15 protein-coding genes and 1 riboswitch are annotated in these 20,243 nt (G+C 36.6%); of the genes, 10 read left to right on the top strand and 5 right to left on the bottom strand.

What is annotated here, in order from left to right; all coding sequences use genetic code 11:
• Nucleotides 1-24 precede the first annotated feature (24 nt).
• Entirely contained in the window at nucleotides 25-2,367 is a 2,343-nt protein-coding gene (locus PEPCATONIAE_RS06495; RefSeq protein WP_138160322.1) for a VaFE repeat-containing surface-anchored protein, read from the top strand.
• 432 nt (nucleotides 2,368-2,799) lie between these two features.
• Here the strand turns inward: PEPCATONIAE_RS06495 and PEPCATONIAE_RS06490 are convergent, their stop codons facing one another.
• Nucleotides 2,800-4,080, bottom strand: coding sequence for a bifunctional folylpolyglutamate synthase/dihydrofolate synthase (locus PEPCATONIAE_RS06490; RefSeq protein WP_138160321.1), 1,281 nt, complete (start codon nucleotides 4,078-4,080; stop codon nucleotides 2,800-2,802).
• A gap of 55 nt (nucleotides 4,081-4,135) precedes the next feature.
• Nucleotides 4,136-4,215: riboswitch (THF riboswitch) on the top strand.
• Nucleotides 4,216-4,262: 47 nt separating this feature from the next.
• Between PEPCATONIAE_RS06490 and PEPCATONIAE_RS06485 the strand changes: the two genes are divergently transcribed.
• On the top strand, nucleotides 4,263-4,781 hold the full coding sequence (locus PEPCATONIAE_RS06485) for a folate family ECF transporter S component (RefSeq protein ID WP_138160320.1): 519 nt from the start codon (nucleotides 4,263-4,265) through the stop codon (nucleotides 4,779-4,781).
• A 22-nt stretch (nucleotides 4,782-4,803) separates the two neighbouring features.
• Here the strand turns inward: PEPCATONIAE_RS06485 and pgeF are convergent, their stop codons facing one another.
• Nucleotides 4,804-5,529 carry a peptidoglycan editing factor PgeF gene (gene pgeF, locus PEPCATONIAE_RS06480; protein ID WP_138160319.1) on the bottom strand — a complete coding sequence of 242 codons (726 nt, stop codon included), beginning with the start codon at nucleotides 5,527-5,529 and terminating at the stop codon, nucleotides 4,804-4,806.
• Between the two features lie 141 nt (nucleotides 5,530-5,670).
• Here pgeF and uvrB point away from each other — a divergent pair, with 141 nt between their 5' ends.
• Genes uvrB through PEPCATONIAE_RS06465 form a run of 3 tightly spaced genes read left to right on the top strand, consistent with a single transcriptional unit; the run spans nucleotide 5,671 to nucleotide 11,250 of the window.
• On the top strand, nucleotides 5,671-7,653 hold the full coding sequence (gene uvrB / locus PEPCATONIAE_RS06475) for an excinuclease ABC subunit UvrB (protein ID WP_138160318.1): 1,983 nt from the start codon (nucleotides 5,671-5,673) through the stop codon (nucleotides 7,651-7,653).
• A gap of 8 nt (nucleotides 7,654-7,661) precedes the next feature.
• On the top strand, nucleotides 7,662-10,484 hold the full coding sequence (gene uvrA / locus PEPCATONIAE_RS06470) for an excinuclease ABC subunit UvrA (protein ID WP_138160317.1): 2,823 nt from the start codon (nucleotides 7,662-7,664) through the stop codon (nucleotides 10,482-10,484).
• Between the two features lie 13 nt (nucleotides 10,485-10,497).
• Nucleotides 10,498-11,250, top strand: a complete 753-nt coding sequence (locus PEPCATONIAE_RS06465) for a L,D-transpeptidase (RefSeq protein ID WP_138160316.1) — start codon at nucleotides 10,498-10,500, stop codon at nucleotides 11,248-11,250.
• A gap of 83 nt (nucleotides 11,251-11,333) precedes the next feature.
• Here the strand turns inward: PEPCATONIAE_RS06465 and mgtE are convergent, their stop codons facing one another.
• Both mgtE and PEPCATONIAE_RS06455 read right to left on the bottom strand, forming a co-directional pair.
• Nucleotides 11,334-12,695 carry a magnesium transporter gene (gene mgtE / locus PEPCATONIAE_RS06460; RefSeq protein WP_138160315.1) on the bottom strand — a complete coding sequence of 454 codons (1,362 nt, stop codon included), beginning with the start codon at nucleotides 12,693-12,695 and terminating at the stop codon, nucleotides 11,334-11,336.
• Nucleotides 12,696-12,744: 49 nt separating this feature from the next.
• Complete coding sequence (locus PEPCATONIAE_RS06455; RefSeq protein WP_138160314.1) at nucleotides 12,745-13,104, bottom strand: hypothetical protein; 360 nt, start codon at nucleotides 13,102-13,104, stop codon at nucleotides 12,745-12,747.
• Between the two features lie 115 nt (nucleotides 13,105-13,219).
• On the opposite strand from PEPCATONIAE_RS06455, the gene PEPCATONIAE_RS06450 reads away from it, so the two are divergent.
• A complete protein-coding gene (locus PEPCATONIAE_RS06450) occupies nucleotides 13,220-14,650 on the top strand; it encodes an aminoacyl-histidine dipeptidase (RefSeq protein WP_138160313.1) in 1,431 nt (476 codons plus the stop codon).
• A gap of 69 nt (nucleotides 14,651-14,719) precedes the next feature.
• Here PEPCATONIAE_RS06450 and PEPCATONIAE_RS06445 read toward each other — a convergent pair whose 3' ends face one another.
• Nucleotides 14,720-15,385, bottom strand: a complete 666-nt coding sequence (locus tag PEPCATONIAE_RS06445) for an MBL fold metallo-hydrolase (protein ID WP_138160312.1) — start codon at nucleotides 15,383-15,385, stop codon at nucleotides 14,720-14,722.
• Nucleotides 15,386-15,516: 131 nt separating this feature from the next.
• On the opposite strand from PEPCATONIAE_RS06445, the gene PEPCATONIAE_RS06440 reads away from it, so the two are divergent.
• The 4 genes from PEPCATONIAE_RS06440 (at nucleotide 15,517) to PEPCATONIAE_RS06425 (ending at nucleotide 20,231) form a co-directional block, all read left to right on the top strand.
• Nucleotides 15,517-16,746: a S1C family serine protease gene (locus PEPCATONIAE_RS06440; RefSeq protein ID WP_138160311.1), complete on the top strand. Its 1,230-nt coding sequence runs from the start codon at nucleotides 15,517-15,519 to the stop codon at nucleotides 16,744-16,746.
• Nucleotides 16,747-16,848: 102 nt separating this feature from the next.
• A complete protein-coding gene (locus PEPCATONIAE_RS06435; RefSeq protein WP_138160310.1) occupies nucleotides 16,849-18,234 on the top strand; it encodes a cupin domain-containing protein in 1,386 nt (461 codons plus the stop codon).
• Complete coding sequence (locus PEPCATONIAE_RS06430) at nucleotides 18,215-18,895, top strand: AraC family transcriptional regulator (protein ID WP_138160309.1); 681 nt, start codon at nucleotides 18,215-18,217, stop codon at nucleotides 18,893-18,895. Before PEPCATONIAE_RS06435 ends, PEPCATONIAE_RS06430 begins: the two co-directional genes overlap by 20 nt.
• A gap of 73 nt (nucleotides 18,896-18,968) precedes the next feature.
• A complete protein-coding gene (locus PEPCATONIAE_RS06425) occupies nucleotides 18,969-20,231 on the top strand; it encodes a serine hydroxymethyltransferase (RefSeq protein WP_138160308.1) in 1,263 nt (420 codons plus the stop codon).
• Nucleotides 20,232-20,243 lie beyond the last annotated feature (12 nt).

Genomic DNA, 20,243 nt, shown 5'->3' with positions numbered 1-20,243 from the left:
TCTATTTTATGAAAGGAGAGAAGGATGAAAGGAAAAATCAAAGTGCTAATGCTGCTTTCAATGCTTTTGCTCTTTCTGCCTGTAGGAGTTTTTGCAGAAGAAACATCTGCAGAAACTGCAAATCTTGCCGATAAAGTTGTTTCAGTTGAAGTAGAAGCAACAGAAGCACCTGCAGAAGAACCTAAAGAGTCTGAAGCAACAGAAAGGACTTTAGAAGAATCTGAAGCAGCAACAGAAGCAACAGAAGTAGTTTCAGAAGAGTTGGAAAAAGAACCAGAATCTGCAGAACCAACTTTAGAAGAGTCTGAAGCAGAAAAGGAAGCAAAAGAACCAACTTTAGAAAAATCTGAAATAGAAGCTGCGGAAGCAAGTTCAGAAGAGCATGAAGAAAGAACTTTAGAAGACAAAGAAAGTGAAGTCATAGAAGAGGCTGAAAGCAAAGGTCTTGCTCAAGATGCTGAAACTGATGCAGAAGAACTTGAAATATCAGATATCCAAGAACCTGAAGCTGTAAAAAGTGGCGGAGGTGGATCCTCCGGTGGAGGTTCCGGATGCTTTAGCAGTGGAGGCGGCGGATTTTCTGGCCAGGGACCGCTGCATCGCGGGTTTATAATAGAAAAAGTTAATGAAAATGATAAGCCTATGCCGGGAGTTACCTTTAAGATAACAAATCTTGGAACCGGTGAAAGCCTTGTAGTTACTACTAAGGAAGACGGTAAAACACATTCAATAGTTTTATCGCAACTAACCTATATGCTTGCAAAAAGTGAGGGTGCAGGTATTGAAGTGCCTAATGATGAAATACAAAAGATAATTAAGGAACTTAAAGACGAAGGTCTTTTATCTGAAGAACTGAAGCTTAACATTTACAGTGAAGGTCAACCGGAAAAAGGTATTGATATTGAAAACATGAAGGAAACTTCCAATGAAATCTTGGTTCCTGTACCGGTACCTAACCCTCCTGTAGGTCCTGGACCGGCACCTGATCCTGTACCTATACCCAGTCCTCAACCTCCTGTAGATCAGGGAGAAGGTTCTAATCCGAACCAAGGCCATGAAGGAATACCTAAGCCTCACATTATAGCACCTTTTATGAGAAATACCAGTCCTAAAAACTTTAAAAAGGGAACTATAACTATTCACATAAGGTATGGAAATATTATAAAGGAATCTTTTAACTTCAACGGAAAAGATGGAGAAGAAAAATATTCCTATGAAGATATTACTCCGGAACAAGTAAAGAAAATTGACAAGAAACTCATAGAAGAATTTGCTAAAAAGAGATTGGCTCAAAAAGTAAACAAGGGCGAAAGCCTGTCTGCTTTTCAATATGTAATTACCTATACTAACGAATCCGACTTGTATAAAGTTGAAGAGCAAAGAAGTGAGGCAAATCTTAACTACGACCTAAAAACCTTCTATGTAAGAAATCATAAAGACAATGGTCTAACAATGGGATATAGCCCTAATGAAACAAATATAAAGGGCGAAGAACTAAAACAACAACCGATGGGTCCTGTAAATCCGGAAGCACCTAATCCGGAAGCACCTAATTCTGGATTACCTGCAGTTCAGTCAATGCCTGACTTTGAAGTTTCAGAGTTTATGATACCCACTCCTGTTGGCGGAGGTTCATCCGGCGGCGGCGGTGGAGGTGGAGTAGGCTATTATGGCGCTCCTAGATTCGTCTTATTTAAAATATCCAATGAACCATTTAAGTTTGAAACCTTGGCAACAGACGGCACAAATAGAGAAGGAAAAACTGTAGAACAAGGCGGAAGAACACAGGTTATAGATAAAATTACCTTTGACAAATTAAGCCAAGGCAAAGAATATAAATTTGTTGGTAAACTTATTAACAAGAGAACCGGCGAAGAAGTAAAGACTGAAAGTCCTATAGTTTATGAAACCGGAAAACTCACAAGTCCAAATGGAGAAGCGACTATAACCATAACCTTTGATTCAAGTATCTACAAAGACGGTGACGAGTTTGTTCTAATATATGACATTTACGAAGATGGAAAGTTAGCAGGATTTGAAAACAATAAAGAAAATCCGGCACAAAGCTTTAAAATAGTTTCAACAACAACACCGCCACCAGATAGAGAAACGCCACCACCAAAAGAAGAAACACCACCACCAAAGGAAGAAACACCACCACCAAAGGAAGAGACACCACCACCAAAAGAAGAAACACCACCACCGCTAGTGGAAGAACCAAAAGAAGAAGTGTTTGTTCCAGAAAAACCTGCAGAACCCACACCTGTATATATGGCACCTAAGACTTACGATCCTGGTATGGGATTAAGTATCTTAACTGCAATACTAAGTGGTGCGGCTCTAGGATTTTTAAAGAAGAGAAGATAAAATAAAAACCTATGTATTATTTAATACATAGGTTTTTTTATGCCTTTAACTGTGTGATATTAGTTATCCATACAAAGGAAGCAGTTTTTAAATTAGTCATCTCGACTAAATGACTATTCCAAATTTGTCATCTCGACTAAGTGAGTGTAACGAAAGCATGGAGAGATCTTGCAATAAAAAGAGAGATTTCTCCGTTTCGCTCATTGCATTCGCTCCAGTCGAAATGACTAAGGGTGGGATGCTTCGTTCACTCAAGATGACCGGGTATTAAAAATCCTGTCATCTCGAATAAAGGAGTGACAGCGAACGCATGGAGAGATCTTGCAATAAAAAGAGAGATTTCTCCGTTTCGCTCATTGCATTCGCTCCAGTCGAAATGACTGAGGGTGGGATGCTTCGTTCACTCAAGATGACCGGGTGATGTAGATTTATCTACTGTGCATTTTTATTTTTTAAATATTTTAAAGCACATTTTCTAATGTCGGCCATTAGGTAGAGGGAGCCGCACCATAAAATCAAATCGTCTTTATTGGCAAGTTCTATGGTTTTTTTAAAAGCTTCTTCTATATTGGTTATGGCATAGGTATCTTTTTTATATTTTTCCACTGCATTTTTCAAGTCTTTTAAGTCTGATTTTCTCGGGTTGTTAATTTCAGTAAGGACTACTTGGTCTGTAAGGGGAATAAGTTTTTCTAAAACGTGTTTTATGTCCTTATCCTTAAGCATACTGAAGCCCAGTATCAATCGATTGTAGTTGAAGTTTTTTAAAGAGGACAAAAGAACTTTTATGCCGTCCATATTGTGTGATCCGTCAAGGAGAAGCACGGGATCATGTGACATAAGCTCAAGTCTTGCAATATTTTTTGCATCTCTTATGGCTTCTTTTATTATGGAGTCTGTTAAATTGAATTTGTCCTTTAGGTTTTTAAGTACCGTTATGGCAAGAGAAGCGTTGTAGGCTTGATGAGGCCCTATAAGGGAGGTTTTGTATTCTTCTCCCTTAAAGGTAAATACATTACCATGTTCATCTGATTTTAAAATTTTTACATCTTCCAGGGAGAAGGTGTAAAGCTTAGCCTGTTTTTCCTCTGCTATGTCCTTTATAACCTCATATGCTCCTTGAACTTGTGGGTATAAAAATACATCCACTCCATCTTTTATAATGCCGCCCTTTTGGTAGGCTATTTCTTCTATAGTGTTGCCTAGAATTGCAACGTGGTCCAAGGATAGAGAGGTAATTACACTTGCCAGGGGTGCCTTCATTGTGTTGGTGCCGTCGGTTCTTCCTCCCATTCCAACTTCTATTACTGCAAGGTCCACCTTCTTGTCATAGAAGTAAAGGTAGGCAAGAGCGCTGAAAATTTCAAAGCTGGTTGTATAAAAATTTTTTTCGTCCAGGTCTTTTACTAATGGATAGATTCTTTTCAGGTAGTCTATAAATTCATCTTCCGGTATATAGTTTCCATTTATTTCAATGGATTCGCAAATATTGTCTATATAGGGGGAGGTGAAGGTTCCGCATTTTGCACTGGATTTAATAAAGGCTTGTGAAAGGTAATTTACTACTGAACCTTTGCCGTTAGTCCCTGCAACATGTATGATTTTGATTTTGTCCTGGGGGTTATTAAGAATTTCCAATAATTTTTTTACACTTGTTAAAGAATAACCGCCTTGTGGGTCGCCTCTATCTAACATCCACTTAATATAGTCCATTTTTCACCTCATATTTATTCTTGTAAAATTATTCTAAATAATATATAGTGAATATAACAGAGTAGGTAAAGGGCGTCAAGTGTTAAGAAATGGGGTGTAGTTCTTAAACGAAGATCCTTTATCGCATCCGCTGATTTGTTTTAGCGCCCTACTTTGTAATTTTAGTAAAGGGGCTTTTTTTAATGGAAAAACAGAGAGAAAAATTGTCAACAGGAGTAATAGCAAGGGCAGCTTTTTTAGCAGCGCTTTCTATAGTTTTAACAAGGTTCGCATCTGTAATGGTAACTCAAGACCTAAGAGTGGGAATAGGACCTTTTCCTATTATTCTTTCAGGGCTACTGTATGGACCTTTTGTAGGTGGAATAGTGGGTTTTGTTGCAGATATAGTAGGGGTAATGATTAATCCTCATGGTGCTTTTCACCTTGGATTTACCCTAAGCTCAATTCTTACAGGGGTGATTCCCGGAATTGTATACCTGACTATGTTAAAGGGTAAAAAGGAAAACTTAACTCTTGCTACTATTGTTGCTTGTTCACTGGTAGGTATTATAGTTCATATAGGGCTTGACACTTATTGGTTGACTCTTTTATACAATAAGGGAGCCATGGCAATGTTGCCGGCAAGAGTAATTAAAGCTTTTATTCAAGCTGTTATTTCAATAATTGTTATAAGGGCTTTATATAAGGCAATAGACAAGTAATAGGATCGGGATTATCCCGACCCTATTTTTTTATTATGCTTAGGATACAGTTGAGTTTGTAATTTTCTTTTTGCCTTCTTGCCGAATTAAGGGAAAGGCTGTTATAAGTGGAAATCTTTGAAATTTCCATTTTGTTTTCATCTATGCCGCAGGATAAAAGTATGTCCTTATTGGCATCTATCATACTGAGTTTATATTTTTCCTTAAAGGGCACAAAGAATTTATCTCTATTTTTAAAATCTTTAAAGGCTTCGTAGACTTCGGGACCTACTTCATAGTTTTCCATATCTATACTGGGGCCTATAAAGGCGAAGATATTTTCCCTTGAACAGTTAAAGTCCTTAACCATTTTATCAATTGCCTTTTCTGAAATTCTTTTAACAGTTCCTCTCCAACCTGAATGAAGGCTGGCCTGGACTTTTTTTATTGGATCATAAAGTAAAATAGGAGTACAGTCTGCAAATTTTATAATTAAAGCTATATCTTCTCTATCTGTAATAAGTCCGTCGGTATGGTAAAAGATTTTGCCCAGGGGAAAGTCCTCTCCTCTTTTGCCGTCACAGTACTCAATATTATCCCCGTGAGTTTGAAAGGCGAAGTATCTGTACTCTACATTTGCCTTTAAGGACTTGAGAATATTATCTATGTAGTCGTTGACCTTTTCTCTTTCTCTTTCATAAGAAATATCATATTCTGAACCGCTTATATAATTGAGCAGACCCTTTTCATTTAAAAGTTTTGAATTCATAGCTACCTCCCTAAGGATATTATACTTTAAAATCTTTCAAGCTTCACAATTAAAGTTAGCCTATTGTCATTAAATGTTTATATGAAGAGTTGTATATGATATAATAAACTACTGTTCGATTAATAGGAAGGAGGGAATAACATGGACTTTAAAATTCATTCGGATTTTTTGCCTACAGGGGATCAGCCTCAAGCTATAGACGGCTTAGTTGAAGGTCTAAATAAAAATTTAAAACACCAAACTTTACTTGGAGTTACCGGGTCAGGTAAGACTTTCACTATGGCCAATATTATAGAAAGGGTTCAAAGACCGGCCCTTGTTATTGCCCACAACAAAACTCTCGCCTATCAGCTTGCCAGTGAGTTTAAGGAGTTTTTCCCGGAAAATGCAGTGGAGTATTTTGTGTCCTACTATGATTATTATCAACCTGAGGCTTATGTACCTCAAACAGATACCTTTATAGAGAAGGACTCTTCCATTAATGATGAAATAGATAAACTGAGACACTCAGCCACTATGTCCCTTTTTGAGAGAAGAGATGTAATTATAGTAGCTTCAGTGTCATGTATATATGGTTTGGGAGACCCGATAGATTACGAAAATCTGGTGGTTTCTTTAAGACCGGGTATGATAAAAGACAGAAACGAGGTTATGAAAAAACTCGTTTCTATTCAATATGTAAGAAATGATATAGATTTTAGAAGGGGAACCTTTAGAGCCAGAGGGGATACTCTCGAAATATTTCCCTCCTGGTCATCTGAAAAGTCTATAAGAGTGGAATTTTTCGGAGATGAAATAGACAGAATTTCTGAAATAGATGCCCTAACGGGAGAGGTTATAAATTATCAAAAGCACGTAATGATTTATCCCGCATCACACTTTGCCACTACGGATAAAAAAGTGGAGAGGGCTATTGAAACTATAGAGGAAGAATTAAGGGAAAGGCTTTATCAACTAAGGGATCAGGATAAGCTTTTAGAGGCCCAAAGACTTGAGCAAAGAACAAACTACGACTTGGAAATGCTAAGGGAAATGGGATTTTGTTCAGGTATTGAAAATTATTCAAGGCACCTTTCACAAAGACCTCCCGGTTCAAGACCCTACACCTTAATAGATTACTTCCCCAAGGATTTCATAACTATAATAGACGAGTCCCATGCCACTCTTCCTCAAATTAGAGGAATGTTTAACGGAGACAGGGCGAGAAAGCAAACCCTTGTGGATTACGGCTTCCGCCTGCCCTCAGCCTTGGACAATAGACCTTTAAGGTTTAGCGAATTTGAAGCTATGATGAACCAATGTATTTATGTTTCGGCAACTCCGGGTCCCTATGAAAGGGAACACGAGGAAAAAAGAGTTGAGCAAATTATAAGACCTACGGGTCTTCTTGATCCTAAAATAGAAGTAAGGCCCACTAAACACCAAATTGACGATATATTAAAGGAAATAGACAGGGTGAGGAGTAAGGGAGAAAGAGTTCTTATTACAACCCTGACAAAGAGAATGGCTGAGGACCTTACAAAATATCTTGAAAATATGGGAACAAAGGTAACCTATATGCACTCAGATGTTGATACTCTTGAGAGAATGGAAATTATCAGGGATTTAAGACTTGGTAAATATGACGTATTAGTCGGTATAAACCTTTTAAGAGAGGGACTGGATCTTCCGGAGGTATCTTTAGTTGTAATACTTGATGCTGATAAGGAAGGCTTCCTACGTTCGGAAACATCCCTTATACAAACTGCCGGCCGTGCAGCAAGAAATGTAGACGGCAAGGTAATTATGTATGGAGATATTGTTACAGGTTCCATGAAGGTTACCATTGATGAAACAAACAGACGTAGACAGATTCAAGATAAGTATAATAAAGACCACAATATAAGCCCTAAATCAATTAAAAAAGAAATTAGGGACGTAATAGAAAATACAATTGCCGCAGAAAAAGAATTTGATTATGATGTAGTTGAAAAATTCAGCGATAAGGAAATTATGGCTATGATAGATTCCTTAAAGTCTGAAATGTACAACTGTGCAGAGAAACTTGACTTTGAAAAAGCAGCGGAAATTAGAGATAAAATAGTTGAATTAAAAGAAAAAATTAAGGAAATGAAAGATAACTAGGTGATTACTTGTCAGATAAAATAGTTATAAAGGGAGCAAGGGTACACAATTTAAAAAACGTGGACATAACTTTGCCAAGAGATAAATTTATAGTATTTACAGGACTTTCAGGCTCAGGCAAATCCTCCTTAGCCTTCGACACGATTTATGCCGAGGGACAAAGAAGATATGTGGAGTCCTTATCCTCTTATGCCAGACAATTTTTAGGACAAATGGATAAGCCTGATGTAAGTTATATATCGGGAATGAGCCCTTCTATATCAATAGATCAGAAAACCACTTCTCAAAATCCGAGATCAACAGTTGGTACTGTAACTGAAATCTATGACTACCTAAGACTACTTTATGCAAGAGTAGGGCACCCCTATTGTCCTTCCTGTGGTAAAGAAATCAGCTCCTACAGCGTAGATCAGATGATTGATAAAATAATGGAGCTTGAAGAAAGAAGCAGAATTCAAGTTCTTGCTCCTGTTGTTAGGAGAAGAAAGGGCACCCACAAAAGAACTCTTGATAGAATAAAAAAAGAAGGATATATAAGGGTTTTTGTAGATGGAGAAATGAGAGAGCTTGACGAGGATATAGACCTTGATAAAAACAAGGTTCACGATATAGAAATAGTTGTGGACCGACTTATAATAAGAGAAGGGATAGAGTCAAGACTTTCGGATTCTTTAGAGCTTGCTTTAAAGGAATCTGAAGGGATAGTAAATATAGATGTAATTGGAGGGGAAAAACTGACTTTTTCTTCAAAGCTTGCCTGTCCTTCCTGTGGCATAGTAGTTGAAGAAATAACTCCCAGATCCTTTTCCTTTAACGCTCCCATAGGAGCCTGTGAAGCTTGTAACGGCTTGGGATTTTCCAAGGAGCCTGATGTGGATTTAATAATCCCCAATAAGGAACTTTCTATAAATGACGGAGCAATAGCCTGTTACTCTACGGCAGGTGGAACCTACTACTTTGAAATGGTAAGAGAGGTTGCAAAGGAGTACGGTTTTGATCCATCAAAGCCTATAAAAGAAGCACCGCAAAAGGTTATGGACGCACTTTTATATGGCACCGATAAGGAAATAAGTTTTAAATTCGAGTCCCACTTTACAGGTAATAAAACTTTTAGAGGAAGGTTTGAAGGAATAATCTCCAATATTAAAAGAAGGTATATGGATACGTCTTTTTCCTATGTTATAGGTAAGATGGAAGAGTTTATGAATAACGAACCATGCCCCAAGTGTCATGGTGCAAGGCTTAAAGATTCAGCTCTTTCAGTTAGGGTTGGAGGACTTAATATATTTGAGTTAACGGAACTATCTGTAGAAAAGGCGATAAAATTTTTTGAAAATTTAAAGTTTACTGAAAAGGAAAATATAATAGCTAAGGAAATTTTAAAAGAAATTAAGGAAAGACTCAGCTTTTTAAAAAATGTGGGTCTGGATTATTTGACCCTGTCAAGAATGAGTGCGGGTTTATCAGGAGGAGAATCTCAAAGAATAAGACTTGCCACCCAAATAGGCTCTCAGCTTGTGGGAGTTATATATGTACTTGATGAGCCCAGCATAGGACTTCATCAAAGGGACAATGCCATGCTTTTAAAGACTCTAAGAAATTTGACTGATATAGGCAATACCCTTATAGTTGTAGAACATGACGAAGAGACCATGCTTGCAGCTGATGAAATTGTAGATATAGGTCCTTTTGCAGGAAGAGGAGGAGGACATATAGTAGCCCAGGGAAGCTTGGAAGATATAAAAAATTGCAAGGATTCCATAACGGGCGACTATTTAGCAGGTAGAAGAAAAATTGAAATACCTGAGACTCGCAGACCTTATACGGGACAAAGTATAAAAATAATAGGAGCGGAGGAAAATAATTTAAAAAATATAGATGTAGAAATACCCCTTGGACAATTTGTAGCGGTAACGGGAGTATCAGGGGGCGGCAAATCATCTTTAATTAATGAGATTTTATATAAATCCCTGGCACAAAAAATAAACGGATCCAGGATAAAACCGGGTAAGCATAAGGAAATTATGGGAGGAGAAAATATAGACAAAATAGTTGAAATAGATCAGTCTCCTATAGGAAGGACACCAAGATCAAATCCGGCTACCTATACCGGAACCTTTGATATAATAAGGGATATTTTTGCCATGACTAACGAAGCTAAGATTCACGGTTACAAAAAAGGCAGGTTTTCCTTTAACGTTAAAGGAGGCAGATGCGAAGCCTGTAAGGGAGACGGAATAATAAAGGTTGAAATGCATTTTCTACCTGATGTCTATGTTCCTTGTGAAGTATGCAAGGGTAAAAGATATAACAGAGAGACCTTAAATGTAAAGTACAAGGGCAAAAATATTGCAGATGTTTTAGATATGACTGTTGAGGAAGCTCTTGTTTATTTTGAAAATCACGAAAGGGTTGTAAGAAAGCTTGAAACCTTAAAAAATGTCGGCTTATCCTATATAAAATTAGGCCAACCTTCTACACAACTTTCAGGAGGAGAAGCACAAAGAATAAAGCTTGCCACGGAGTTGTCTAAAAGGGCTACAGGAAAAACCCTTTACATTTTAGATGAGCCTACTACAGGACTGCACACTGAAGATGTAAGAAAGCTTCTTTTAGTTTTAAATGAACTTGTAGATAGAGGAAATACAGTTGTAGTTATAGAGCACAATCTTGATGTAATAAAAGTTGCAGATTATATAATAGACCTGGGACCTGAAGGTGGAGACCGTGGAGGAGAAGTAGTTGCGACAGGTAGACCTGAGGAAATAGCTCAAGTGAAAAAATCTTATACAGGAAAATATTTAAAAAAAATCTTAGAAAATAAAAAATAGACGGGAGTAAGTAATGAGAAGAAAGAATTTATTTATAATAATTTTGGCTTTGTTTTGTCTTATACCTACAAATGCCAAAGCCTCCTATGTAAGGCCTAACAACTTTATGGATAAAAGGGGTTCAGAGAAGACGGCGGAGATAAAAAAATTTCAAGCCCTATGTAATCTAACAGTTACAGGGGGACTTAATGATATGACCAACAAGGTTCTTTATGGACCCAATATGGTTGTAAGAGATGAAATTGATAACCCTCCTACTCAAGGAGAGTGGATAGTCGTAAACAAAACTAAAAAGACCTTAACCTATTATCAAGGATCTCTACCTATGTATAAATTTCCGGTTTGCTTAGGAACATCTGCAACACCTACACCTTCAGCTAAGGCCACTATAATAAACAAACACACAAACCCGGCCTGGGGAGGTATGGGAGGAAAATATACTCCCGTAGCAGCAGATGACCCTAAAAATCCCTTAGGAGAAAGATGGATGGGGCTTAGAATACCGGGACAGTCAGGTTATGGAATTCACGGAACAATTAAACCGGGACAAATAGGCACCTATTCATCAAATGGATGTATAAGGATGTTTAACTACGATATAGAAAACTTTATCTTTCCAAGAGCTAAAGCAGGTATGCCTGTTTGGATAGGAACGGACAGTGAATTAAACTCCTGGGGAGTAAGACAAATTGTAGTTGAAGAAGCCGTTGAAAGTCCACAAAATGAAAAAGAAAATTATAAAACTGAAGAGCTTTTAGTTTTCTAAATAATAAAACCTCTACTTGAGTCTGTAGAGGTTTTTTATTTTATAAAATTTTAAAATTGTTTTGTTAAATAAGAGTTTTTAAATTAAACCATAGGCAAGATTCTTGATGCAAGGCCGAAGTAAATTATAAGCACCACAGAGTCTATTATAGTTGTAATAAGGGCGGATGCCATAATAGCAGGGTCTAAATTTATTTTTTTAGCCGCTATGGGGAGCAGTGCACCCATTAGCTTTGCTAAGGTAACTGTAATAAATAAGGTTATTGACACTAAAAGTGAAATAGTTACACTTGCCTTTGAAATTAAAAGGAGCCTTAAAAAATTAACTAAGCTTAAAACTCCACCGCAAATTAATCCTACACGAAATTCCTTAAAAAGAACTGCTGCAGCATCGGACAAACCAATTTCATCTGTGGCTAAAGCTCTTATAATTACTGTAGAAGATTGACTTCCAGAGTTGCCTCCTGTGTCTGTAATCATAGGAATAAAGGTTGTAAGGATAATATACTTGGCTATTATATAATTATAATTATCTATTATTCCCGATGTAAGAGTTGCTGAAATCATAAGCACTAAAAGCCAGGGGATCCTGTTTTTGGCAAGCTGCCAAGCGGACTCGTCCTTGTATTCATTTTCAGATGGGCTTATGGCAGCCATTTTATGAAAGTCTTCCGTCGCTTCTTCACGAACTACGTCTAAAACGTCATCAAAGGTTATAATACCGCAAAGTTTGTGTTCAGTATCAACTACAGGTAGGGCTATAAAACCGTACTTAACAAATTTATCCGCTACAAGCTCCTGGTCATCAGTAGTATTTACACTTATAACTTCATCCTCCATAATATTTTTTATAAGAATATCAGGAGGAGATATTACAAGCTTTCTAAGGGATACAAAACCTATAAGTTTTTTGTAGGCATCCTCAACATAACAAGTATAAACAGTTTCCTTATTCATACCTGTCTTTTTAATATGGTCCAGTGCTTGAGATACTGTCATGTCAGGTTTAAGCACCATGTACTCTATGGTCATAATGGAACCTGCAGAGTCTTCCGGATACCTTAGAAATTCATTAATAAGTTTCCTTTCATTGGAAGGTGCCTGAGCAAGGACTTTAGTAACTACATTTGCAGGCATTTCTTCTATAATGTCAATCCTGTCATCAAAATTCATTTTGTCCAAAATAAGCTTAAGCTCAGGTTCAGTTATGGAGTTTACAATTCTAAGCTGGTTGTACATTTCCATATAGGAGAAAACTTCCGCACTTATTTCCTTAGGGAGCATTCTAAAGACCAAAAGCATATTCTGGTCGTCCATGTCCTCTATAATTTCCGCAATATCTACAACATTAAGCTCGCTAACCGAGTCTTTTAATTCCTTTAAGTCTTTCTTTTCAATAAGATCTTCGTAGTAATCTCTATACTCTTTATATTTGTTATAATCCATCAGTTTTCACCTCCGCACTATCCAGTATAGCCCAAGGAGAAATAAAAGCCTAGGACTTTTTTTCAGGTAGAAGAGGTCTTAGTAAAAAGAAGTAGGCCAGTATAAGTACAGGACCTGCAATGGAGAAGTAAATAATTCTATTTTCATAAAAATAAAAGTTGGGACTTACGAAGTACATGACTATAAAAAAATTCAGAAAGAAATACTCATCAAGCTTAGTTTTGTATTGGTTTAACCAAACGATGATCCCAATAATAAGAATGGGAATTATACAAACCAAGGCCAGGTCAATTTTACGCATTATTCTTAAAAGTCCGTAAAAATAAAGACAAAGTAAAATAATAAGTTCATAGAGCTTAACGTGTTTAGGATAAGCTTTACCCTTGTAATAGCTTTTAAAAATTTTCAATGTTATCACTCCCAACTAAAATTATAGCATATTTCCTTGGGGGGGGGTAAAGTGGACTTGACAATAAAATCCCTAAAAATTACTATAGGCTTATAGAGAATAAGAGGAGGATAGTATGAATTTAAACTTAGAACCGAAAAAAGTATTTGATATATTTAAAGAGATAGCAAAGGTGCCAAGATGCTCAGGAGATGAAAAGAGGATTTCCGATTTTTTGGTGAAGTTTGCCAAGGATAGAAACTTAGAGGTAATCCAAGACGAAGCTTTAAATGTAATTATAAAAAAAGATGCCACACCGGGTTATGAAAATGCCCTGCCTGTAATTCTTCAAGGACACATGGATATGGTTTGTGTAAAGGAAGATGACAGTGACCATGATTTTTCCAAAGATCCTATAGAGCTTGTAGTTGACGGGGATTTTTTAAAGGCAAATAAAACGACCTTAGGAGCTGATGACGGACTTGGAGTTGCCATGGCCCTTGCAGTGTTAGATAGCAATGACCTTAAACACCCTGCCCTTGAAGTATTGGTAACCACATCTGAAGAAACTACTATGGACGGAGCGGCAAATGTAGACGGAAGTATGCTAAGGGGTAAAAGACTTTTAAATATAGACTCTGAAGAGGAAGGAAGATTTACCCTATCAAGTGCCGGTGGCGCAGTAATAGAGGTTTACTTTGAGGAAGAAAGACAGGACTTAGGCAAAAAAGGTTTAAGAATAGACATAGACGGCTTAGAGGGAGGACACTCAGGTCAAGAAATCGCAAGAGAGAGAGCCAATGCCAATAAGCTTTTATTTAGAATTTTAGACAGACTTAGAGAAAAGGGCAACCTTCTAATAGGAAGTATTATGGGAGGATCCAAGCAAAACGCCATACCTTCCATTGCAAGTGCCGAAATTTATCTAAAGGGACTTGAAAAGGAAGACGAAGATCTTGGTAAATTTATAGAAAGCTTAGTAGATGAGTATCAAGTGGAAGATCCAGGTCTTAATATTACCTTGTCAGATTGCGATATTGAAAGTGCTATGAGCCTTAATGCTACAAATAATTTTATAGATTTCGGCATGATTATACCTGATGGCGTTCTGTCTCATTCAAAAGATATTGAGGGCCTTGTAGAAACCTCTATTAATGATGCGGTTATTATGAAAAGGGACGGAAGATTTTTATATGAACTATCCCTTCGTTCATCTAAGGACAGTAAGTATGATTATGTAATAGCGCTTCTTAAAGCTGCAGCAAGAAGGTGTCAAGGTGACCTTGAAATAACAAACACCTATCCATCCTGGGAATTTGAAAAGGATAGCGACCTTCAAAGGATAAGTGCAAAAACCTATAAAGAAGTCTTTAATAAGGAAGGTATTTTTGATGCAACTCATGCAGGCCTTGAATGCGGAATGCTTAAGGCGGCACTTCCTGATTGTGAAATGATATCCTTCGGACCTGATATTTTTGACGCTCACAGTCCTAAGGAAAGAGCAAGTATATCATCAACACAAAATATGTGGAAGTTTACAGTAAAGCTTCTTGAAAATTTAAAATAATTAAAAAAAGACGTTGATTTTTAAAGTCAGCGTCTTTTTTCTATGAGCTTTAAGATACGAATTACTTAATTAAAGGTCAAATACTTCTCCATCGCCCTTAACCTCATGAATTATCTTTTCAGGATAAAGGGACTGATACTTGTCCTTTAGCCTTTTAGATATATTAAAGTCCTCCCACATGTGCATAGGGAAAAAGTGCCTTGCCTCTATAGTTTTAAGAAAGTAGTCGGCAGTCAGGTCATAATACTGATTTAATCTAGGATCTACAGGCATCATTACCACATAGGTACTGTAGGGTTTAAACTTATCCACCTCGGACTTAAACCACCTGTCCATTTCCTCAATGTCCTTTTCAGTATAGTGGTCCCACATCCAATAGTTAAGATCTCCTGAATGGATAATTCCTTTACCCTCAAGGTCTACGTAAAAGCTTACACCTTCATCAGTAGAGCCATGACTTATAACCTTAAGCCCAAGGACTTCCTTTTCTTCATCGGGGCCTATAAAAATCATATTTTCCCTTAGTGGAATTTCAACATCATCTGAGATTACATAGGCATCAGCTTTAAAATCAAATATTTTTTCACTGAAGTGGTCTGAATGTCTATGGCTTACAAAAAATATAAGTTTTTTGTTTTCAGGGATATTAAGATTTCCACCGATATAGTCAAAAACCAAATAATAGTTTTCGCTTTCAACTGTATAGCATGAATGTTTTATAAATTGTATACGCATATAGTACCTCCTTAACTATAGATACCTCATTAAGGACAAATTAAATAAAATTTTCATAATTACGTCATAAATAATTCACAATGATTAATTATATTAACTTTAGTATATATATAAGACATGGAGGGAGAAATATGTTTGATAATAATTCGGAAGAATATAGAAATAATGAAATAGAAAATAGAAACTATCAAAGGACACCCTATGAAAGGGACTACGACAGAAGACCTAAAAAGTCAGGTAAGGGAGTTGTAATTTTGGCTCTTGTATTTTCTCTAATAGGAGGCGTTATAGGTTCAGCTATAACCAATGTTCTAAATATGGAAAATATGTCCCAAGGTCAAGGGGTAGATGCTCCCAACACCTATACCATTTCCACTAAGGACGAGGTAAATGTTGCTACTGCAGTTGCTGATAAGGCACTTTCATCAGTAGTAGGCATAACAACCAAGGGTCAAATTAATTACGGATTTTTCGGAACTGTTGAAGCCGGAGGTTCAGGATCAGGGATTGTAGTTGACAGCAAGGGTTATATTTTAACCAATGCCCATGTAGTTAAACTAAATGGAGAGGTTGTTAAAGAATGCAGCGTTTTAATAGATGACGGAACAACATTAAAGGGAAGGCCTATTTGGGTGGATTCAGGTATTGACGTTGCTATAGTAAAGGTAAATCCTCAAGGCAAAAAACTTGTTCCGGCTGAACTTGGAGACTCAAGTAAGCTTAAACTTGGACAAACTGCCATAGCAATAGGAAATCCTTTAGACATGGCCTTTCAACGTTCAGTAAGTCAAGGTATTGTATCAGGTCTTGACAGGTATGTAGGTCAAGTTGACGGTGGAGGCTACATGACGGGACTTATCCAAACAGATGCTTCAATTAATGCCGGCAACTCAGGGGGACCTTTGCTAAATGAAAAAGGTCAAGTAATAGGAATTAATACAGTTAAGGTTTCTTCAGCAGAGGGAATAGGTTTTGCAATACCGATTAATTCAGTTAAGCCTATTATAAAACAAGTTATAGAAACCGGAGATTACAAGTCAGTATCCTTAGGCGTTCTATCAGCAGACATAGAAGCGGCTAAAAAATATATAAGTCAGGACATAGAAGGAGACAAGGGACTTTTTGTAATAAAGGTATATGAAAAGTCACCGGCAGCTAAGGCAGGTATAGAAGCGGGAGATATAATTACTAAAATAGGAGACAACCAAGTAAACGACACCAATGAAGTTAAATCCATTCTCTATAAATATTCAGCAGGAGATACAGTTAAGGTTGAAGTTATGAGAGGAAAGAAAAAGCTTGAGCTGGATCTTAAGTTTGAAGAATATCAAGCACCTGTTCAAGATAAATTAGAAGATTAAATAGAGGTAAAAAGCTCTCGACTTAAAAGGCCGGGAGTTTTTTAGTGTAGCTTTTCTAATTTATTGTTATAATCAAAGCATAGAAAAGTAGGTAGATAATTTATGAAAGTGCAAAGCTTCAGCTGGGGTTATGTAAATTGGGTAATAGAGCTTAGCGGCTCGGTAAATATAGGAATATCACATATTTATCCCGGGGCACACCAAAAGGAACATACACACTATGGCAACGAACAATATATTTTCGTTCTTCAGGGAGAAGGACTTTATGGAGTAAATGGTGAAGAAAGAGTTTATAGAGCAGGAGAAGGTATATATTTTCCAAGAGATGCCCTTCACTCCACTACCAATCTTAAAGATCAGGAGCTTATAGACCTGTGTGTAAGTGTGCCTATAAGCTTTAAACCGGGATCCCTTACAACTCCTTCAGGTCAAAGCTTTGGGGAGGCAATTGAAATTATTGTTAAAGAGGGAGACCTTGATTTTTTAAACTTTCCTTTGGCTATTTTTAACGACAAGGATGAGGCCATATACTTTAATGGAAGATTTGCTCAAATAGGAGAGAAAAACTTTAGAGCTTTAAAAAAACTTTTAACTGATAACAGAGATATAAAAATCACAGAAATAAAGGACCATAAAATAATATCCAAATCCATATACAAAGACCGATATTTCGGCAAAATCCTTGCCGGATATTATGAAAGCTCAAAGGACCATGAGGCGGATCAAATTTTTAAAGGCTCTATAGAAAGTATGTGTAAAATAGTTGAGGACCTTGCAAGATCAATAGAAAGCTTCCTGGAGTTCAACAGTCTTAACAAAAAGCTTAAAGACCTTTCTGGTAAGATCAGAGTTCAGGAGGAAGAACTTAATCTTAAAAAAGATGAACTTTTAAAAGCTAAGGATGCCTTTTTAGATACGGGACTAAATGCAAGATTTATTTTAACAGCCCTAAATGTTCTTGCCTATGAAACAGTTGACAACAAAGATCTTTACAATATGATTGTGGACCTGTCAAAGACAATAAGATATGTAGATTCAGACAGAGCATTAATGGAAAGTATTAAGGATCAAATGGGGTTTGTAAATTCATTAATTAATTTTTACTCAAAAAGGTATATGAAAAGCTTCAGCTATAGACTTGACCTTGACGAGGAACTTAAAAATTTAAAACTTCCATCAAATCTTTTCATGCCTCTTGTTGAAAATGCCTTTGTACATGGATTTGATTCAAAGCTTAAGGACAAGATACTTGCCGTAAATATTAAGAAAAAAGACAAGGGATTATACATAGAAATTATAAATAACGGTAGGGTTCCCGATATAAATTCTCTTTTGAGAATTAATAAAAGCATAAGGGAAGGAGAGGGAGGACTTAATTTAATTTATAGAAAGCTGAAGAAAAGCTACAAGGACTTTTCCTTTGCCTACAAGGTAAAGGGATCAAGAACAGTTGCGAGGGTTGATATAAATGAAAATTATATTAGTTGATGATGATCCTTTAATTGAGAAGATAATTTCCACCTTGCTTAAATATACAGGCTATGACTATAAGCTAACACTTATTTCTTCAAGCTTTAAAGATTTTAAGGCAGATAGTAGGGATATAATTTTCTTGTCCCTGGATATAGAAGGCTTTGACAGCTTTGAACTTATAGAGAAAAATCCCGGACCATCCTATATTCTTCTTAGTGAGGACGAGGACTTTTATAAGGCCCAAAGAGCTTTAAGGCTTGGTGCAAAAGACATACTTTTAAAACCCGTAGATATAGAAGGTTTTAGTAAGTCTATTGAAAGAATTGTAGGCTACAAGCCAATAGGCAACAAAGTAATAGATGAAATAGTGAACTATATAAACAACAACTACAATGAGGACATCAGTCTTAGTAAAATGGCAAAGAAGTATTATATGGAGCCGGGAAATCTTTCAAGACTTTTTAAAAATAAAACGGGAGTAAATTTTAACGATTATATTTGGGAGGTAAGGATAAAAATTTTTGCAGAGCTTTTAAGAACTAGTGACGAAAAAATCTCAAGCCTTATAGAAAAAGTATGCAGCAATGAACCTGCTACTCTCTATAGGAATTTTAGAAACAAAACCGGTCTTACCCCATCAAGCTATAAAAAGTCCTTACATATGAAAAGAAATTAAAATAAATTGATAAAAAATTAAAGAAAATACCTCTCTTTATTAGATAGACTGATAGTAAAAGGAGGTATTTTTTATGTTAAACAAAGTAAAGGGCTCAGACCCTAAGTTATTCGATATAGTTAAAAGAGAATTGGAGAGACAGGAAAAAAACATAGAGATGATTGCTTCCGAAAGTACTGTTCCAGTAGAAATTATGGAGCTTTCAGGTTCTATATTTACCAACAAGACTCTTGAAGGCTATCCGGGCAAAAGATTTCAAGCAGGATCTCATTTAGCAGATGAGCTTGAAATTCTTGCCAACCAAAGAGGAAAAGAGCTATACGGTTGCGACCATATTAATATTCAATCTTATTCCGGTTCAACTGCAAACTATACAGTTTATGCTTCAATACTTGAACCCGGGGACAAGGTAATGTCAATGAAGCTTGATCAAGGGGGACACCTTTCTCATGGATCAAAGGCAAACTTTATGAGTAAGGTATTTAACTTCGAGCACTACTCAATTGATAAGGACACTGAACAAATCGACTATGAAGGCCTTGAAAAACAAGCTCATGAGTTTAAGCCTAAGCTTCTTATAGCAGGAGGATCAGCTTATCCCAGACTAATTGACTTTGAAAGAATAGGAAAGATTGCTAAGGATGTAGGAGCTTACTTTATGGTTGATATGGCACACCTTTCAGGTCTTGTAGCTGCAAAGGTAATACCATCACCTGTTCCTTATGCTGACTTTGTAACATCATCAACAACAAAGACCCTTGGTGGACCTAGAGCCGGATTTGTAATGTGCAAGGAAGAATTTGCAAAGAAGTTGGATCATGGAACCTTCCCGGGATTCTTAGGATCAATGCACTTAACAACTATGGCTGCAAAATGCTGGTTATTTGAATATGCAAAAAGCGAAAAATTCATCAATATTATGAAACAAATACCTGTTAATGCAAAAACCTTGGCAAAAGAACTTGAAGGCTACGGTTTTAGAATTGTAACAGGCGGAACTGACACTCATATAGTTTTAGTAGATGTTAGAAATAAAAATATTACAGGAAAAGAATTTGATGAAGCTTTAGATTCAATAGGTATAACAGTAAATAAGAATCAAATACCTTTTGACCCATTAGGACCATTGGTAACAAGCGGAGTAAGAATAGGACTTACATCAGTTACACAAAGAGGACTTAGAGAAAAAGAAATCAAGCACATAGCAAGAATTATGAACGATGTAGCTGAAAATACAAAGAACCCTGACAAGTTAAATGATCTTAAGAAGGAAGCACAAGAATTAATAAGTAAGTTCCCTCTATACTCAGATGAAGATTTAAAAGAGATTATATAAAATAGGAGGAAA

It is taken from the genome of Peptoniphilus catoniae (genome assembly GCF_901447155.2).
In the GTDB taxonomy this organism is placed as follows: Bacteria; Bacillota; Clostridia; order Tissierellales; family Peptoniphilaceae; genus Peptoniphilus_E; species Peptoniphilus_E catoniae.
The sequence above is the reverse complement of the archived record's forward strand: the minus strand, read 5'-3'. Positions and strand labels throughout refer to the sequence as shown.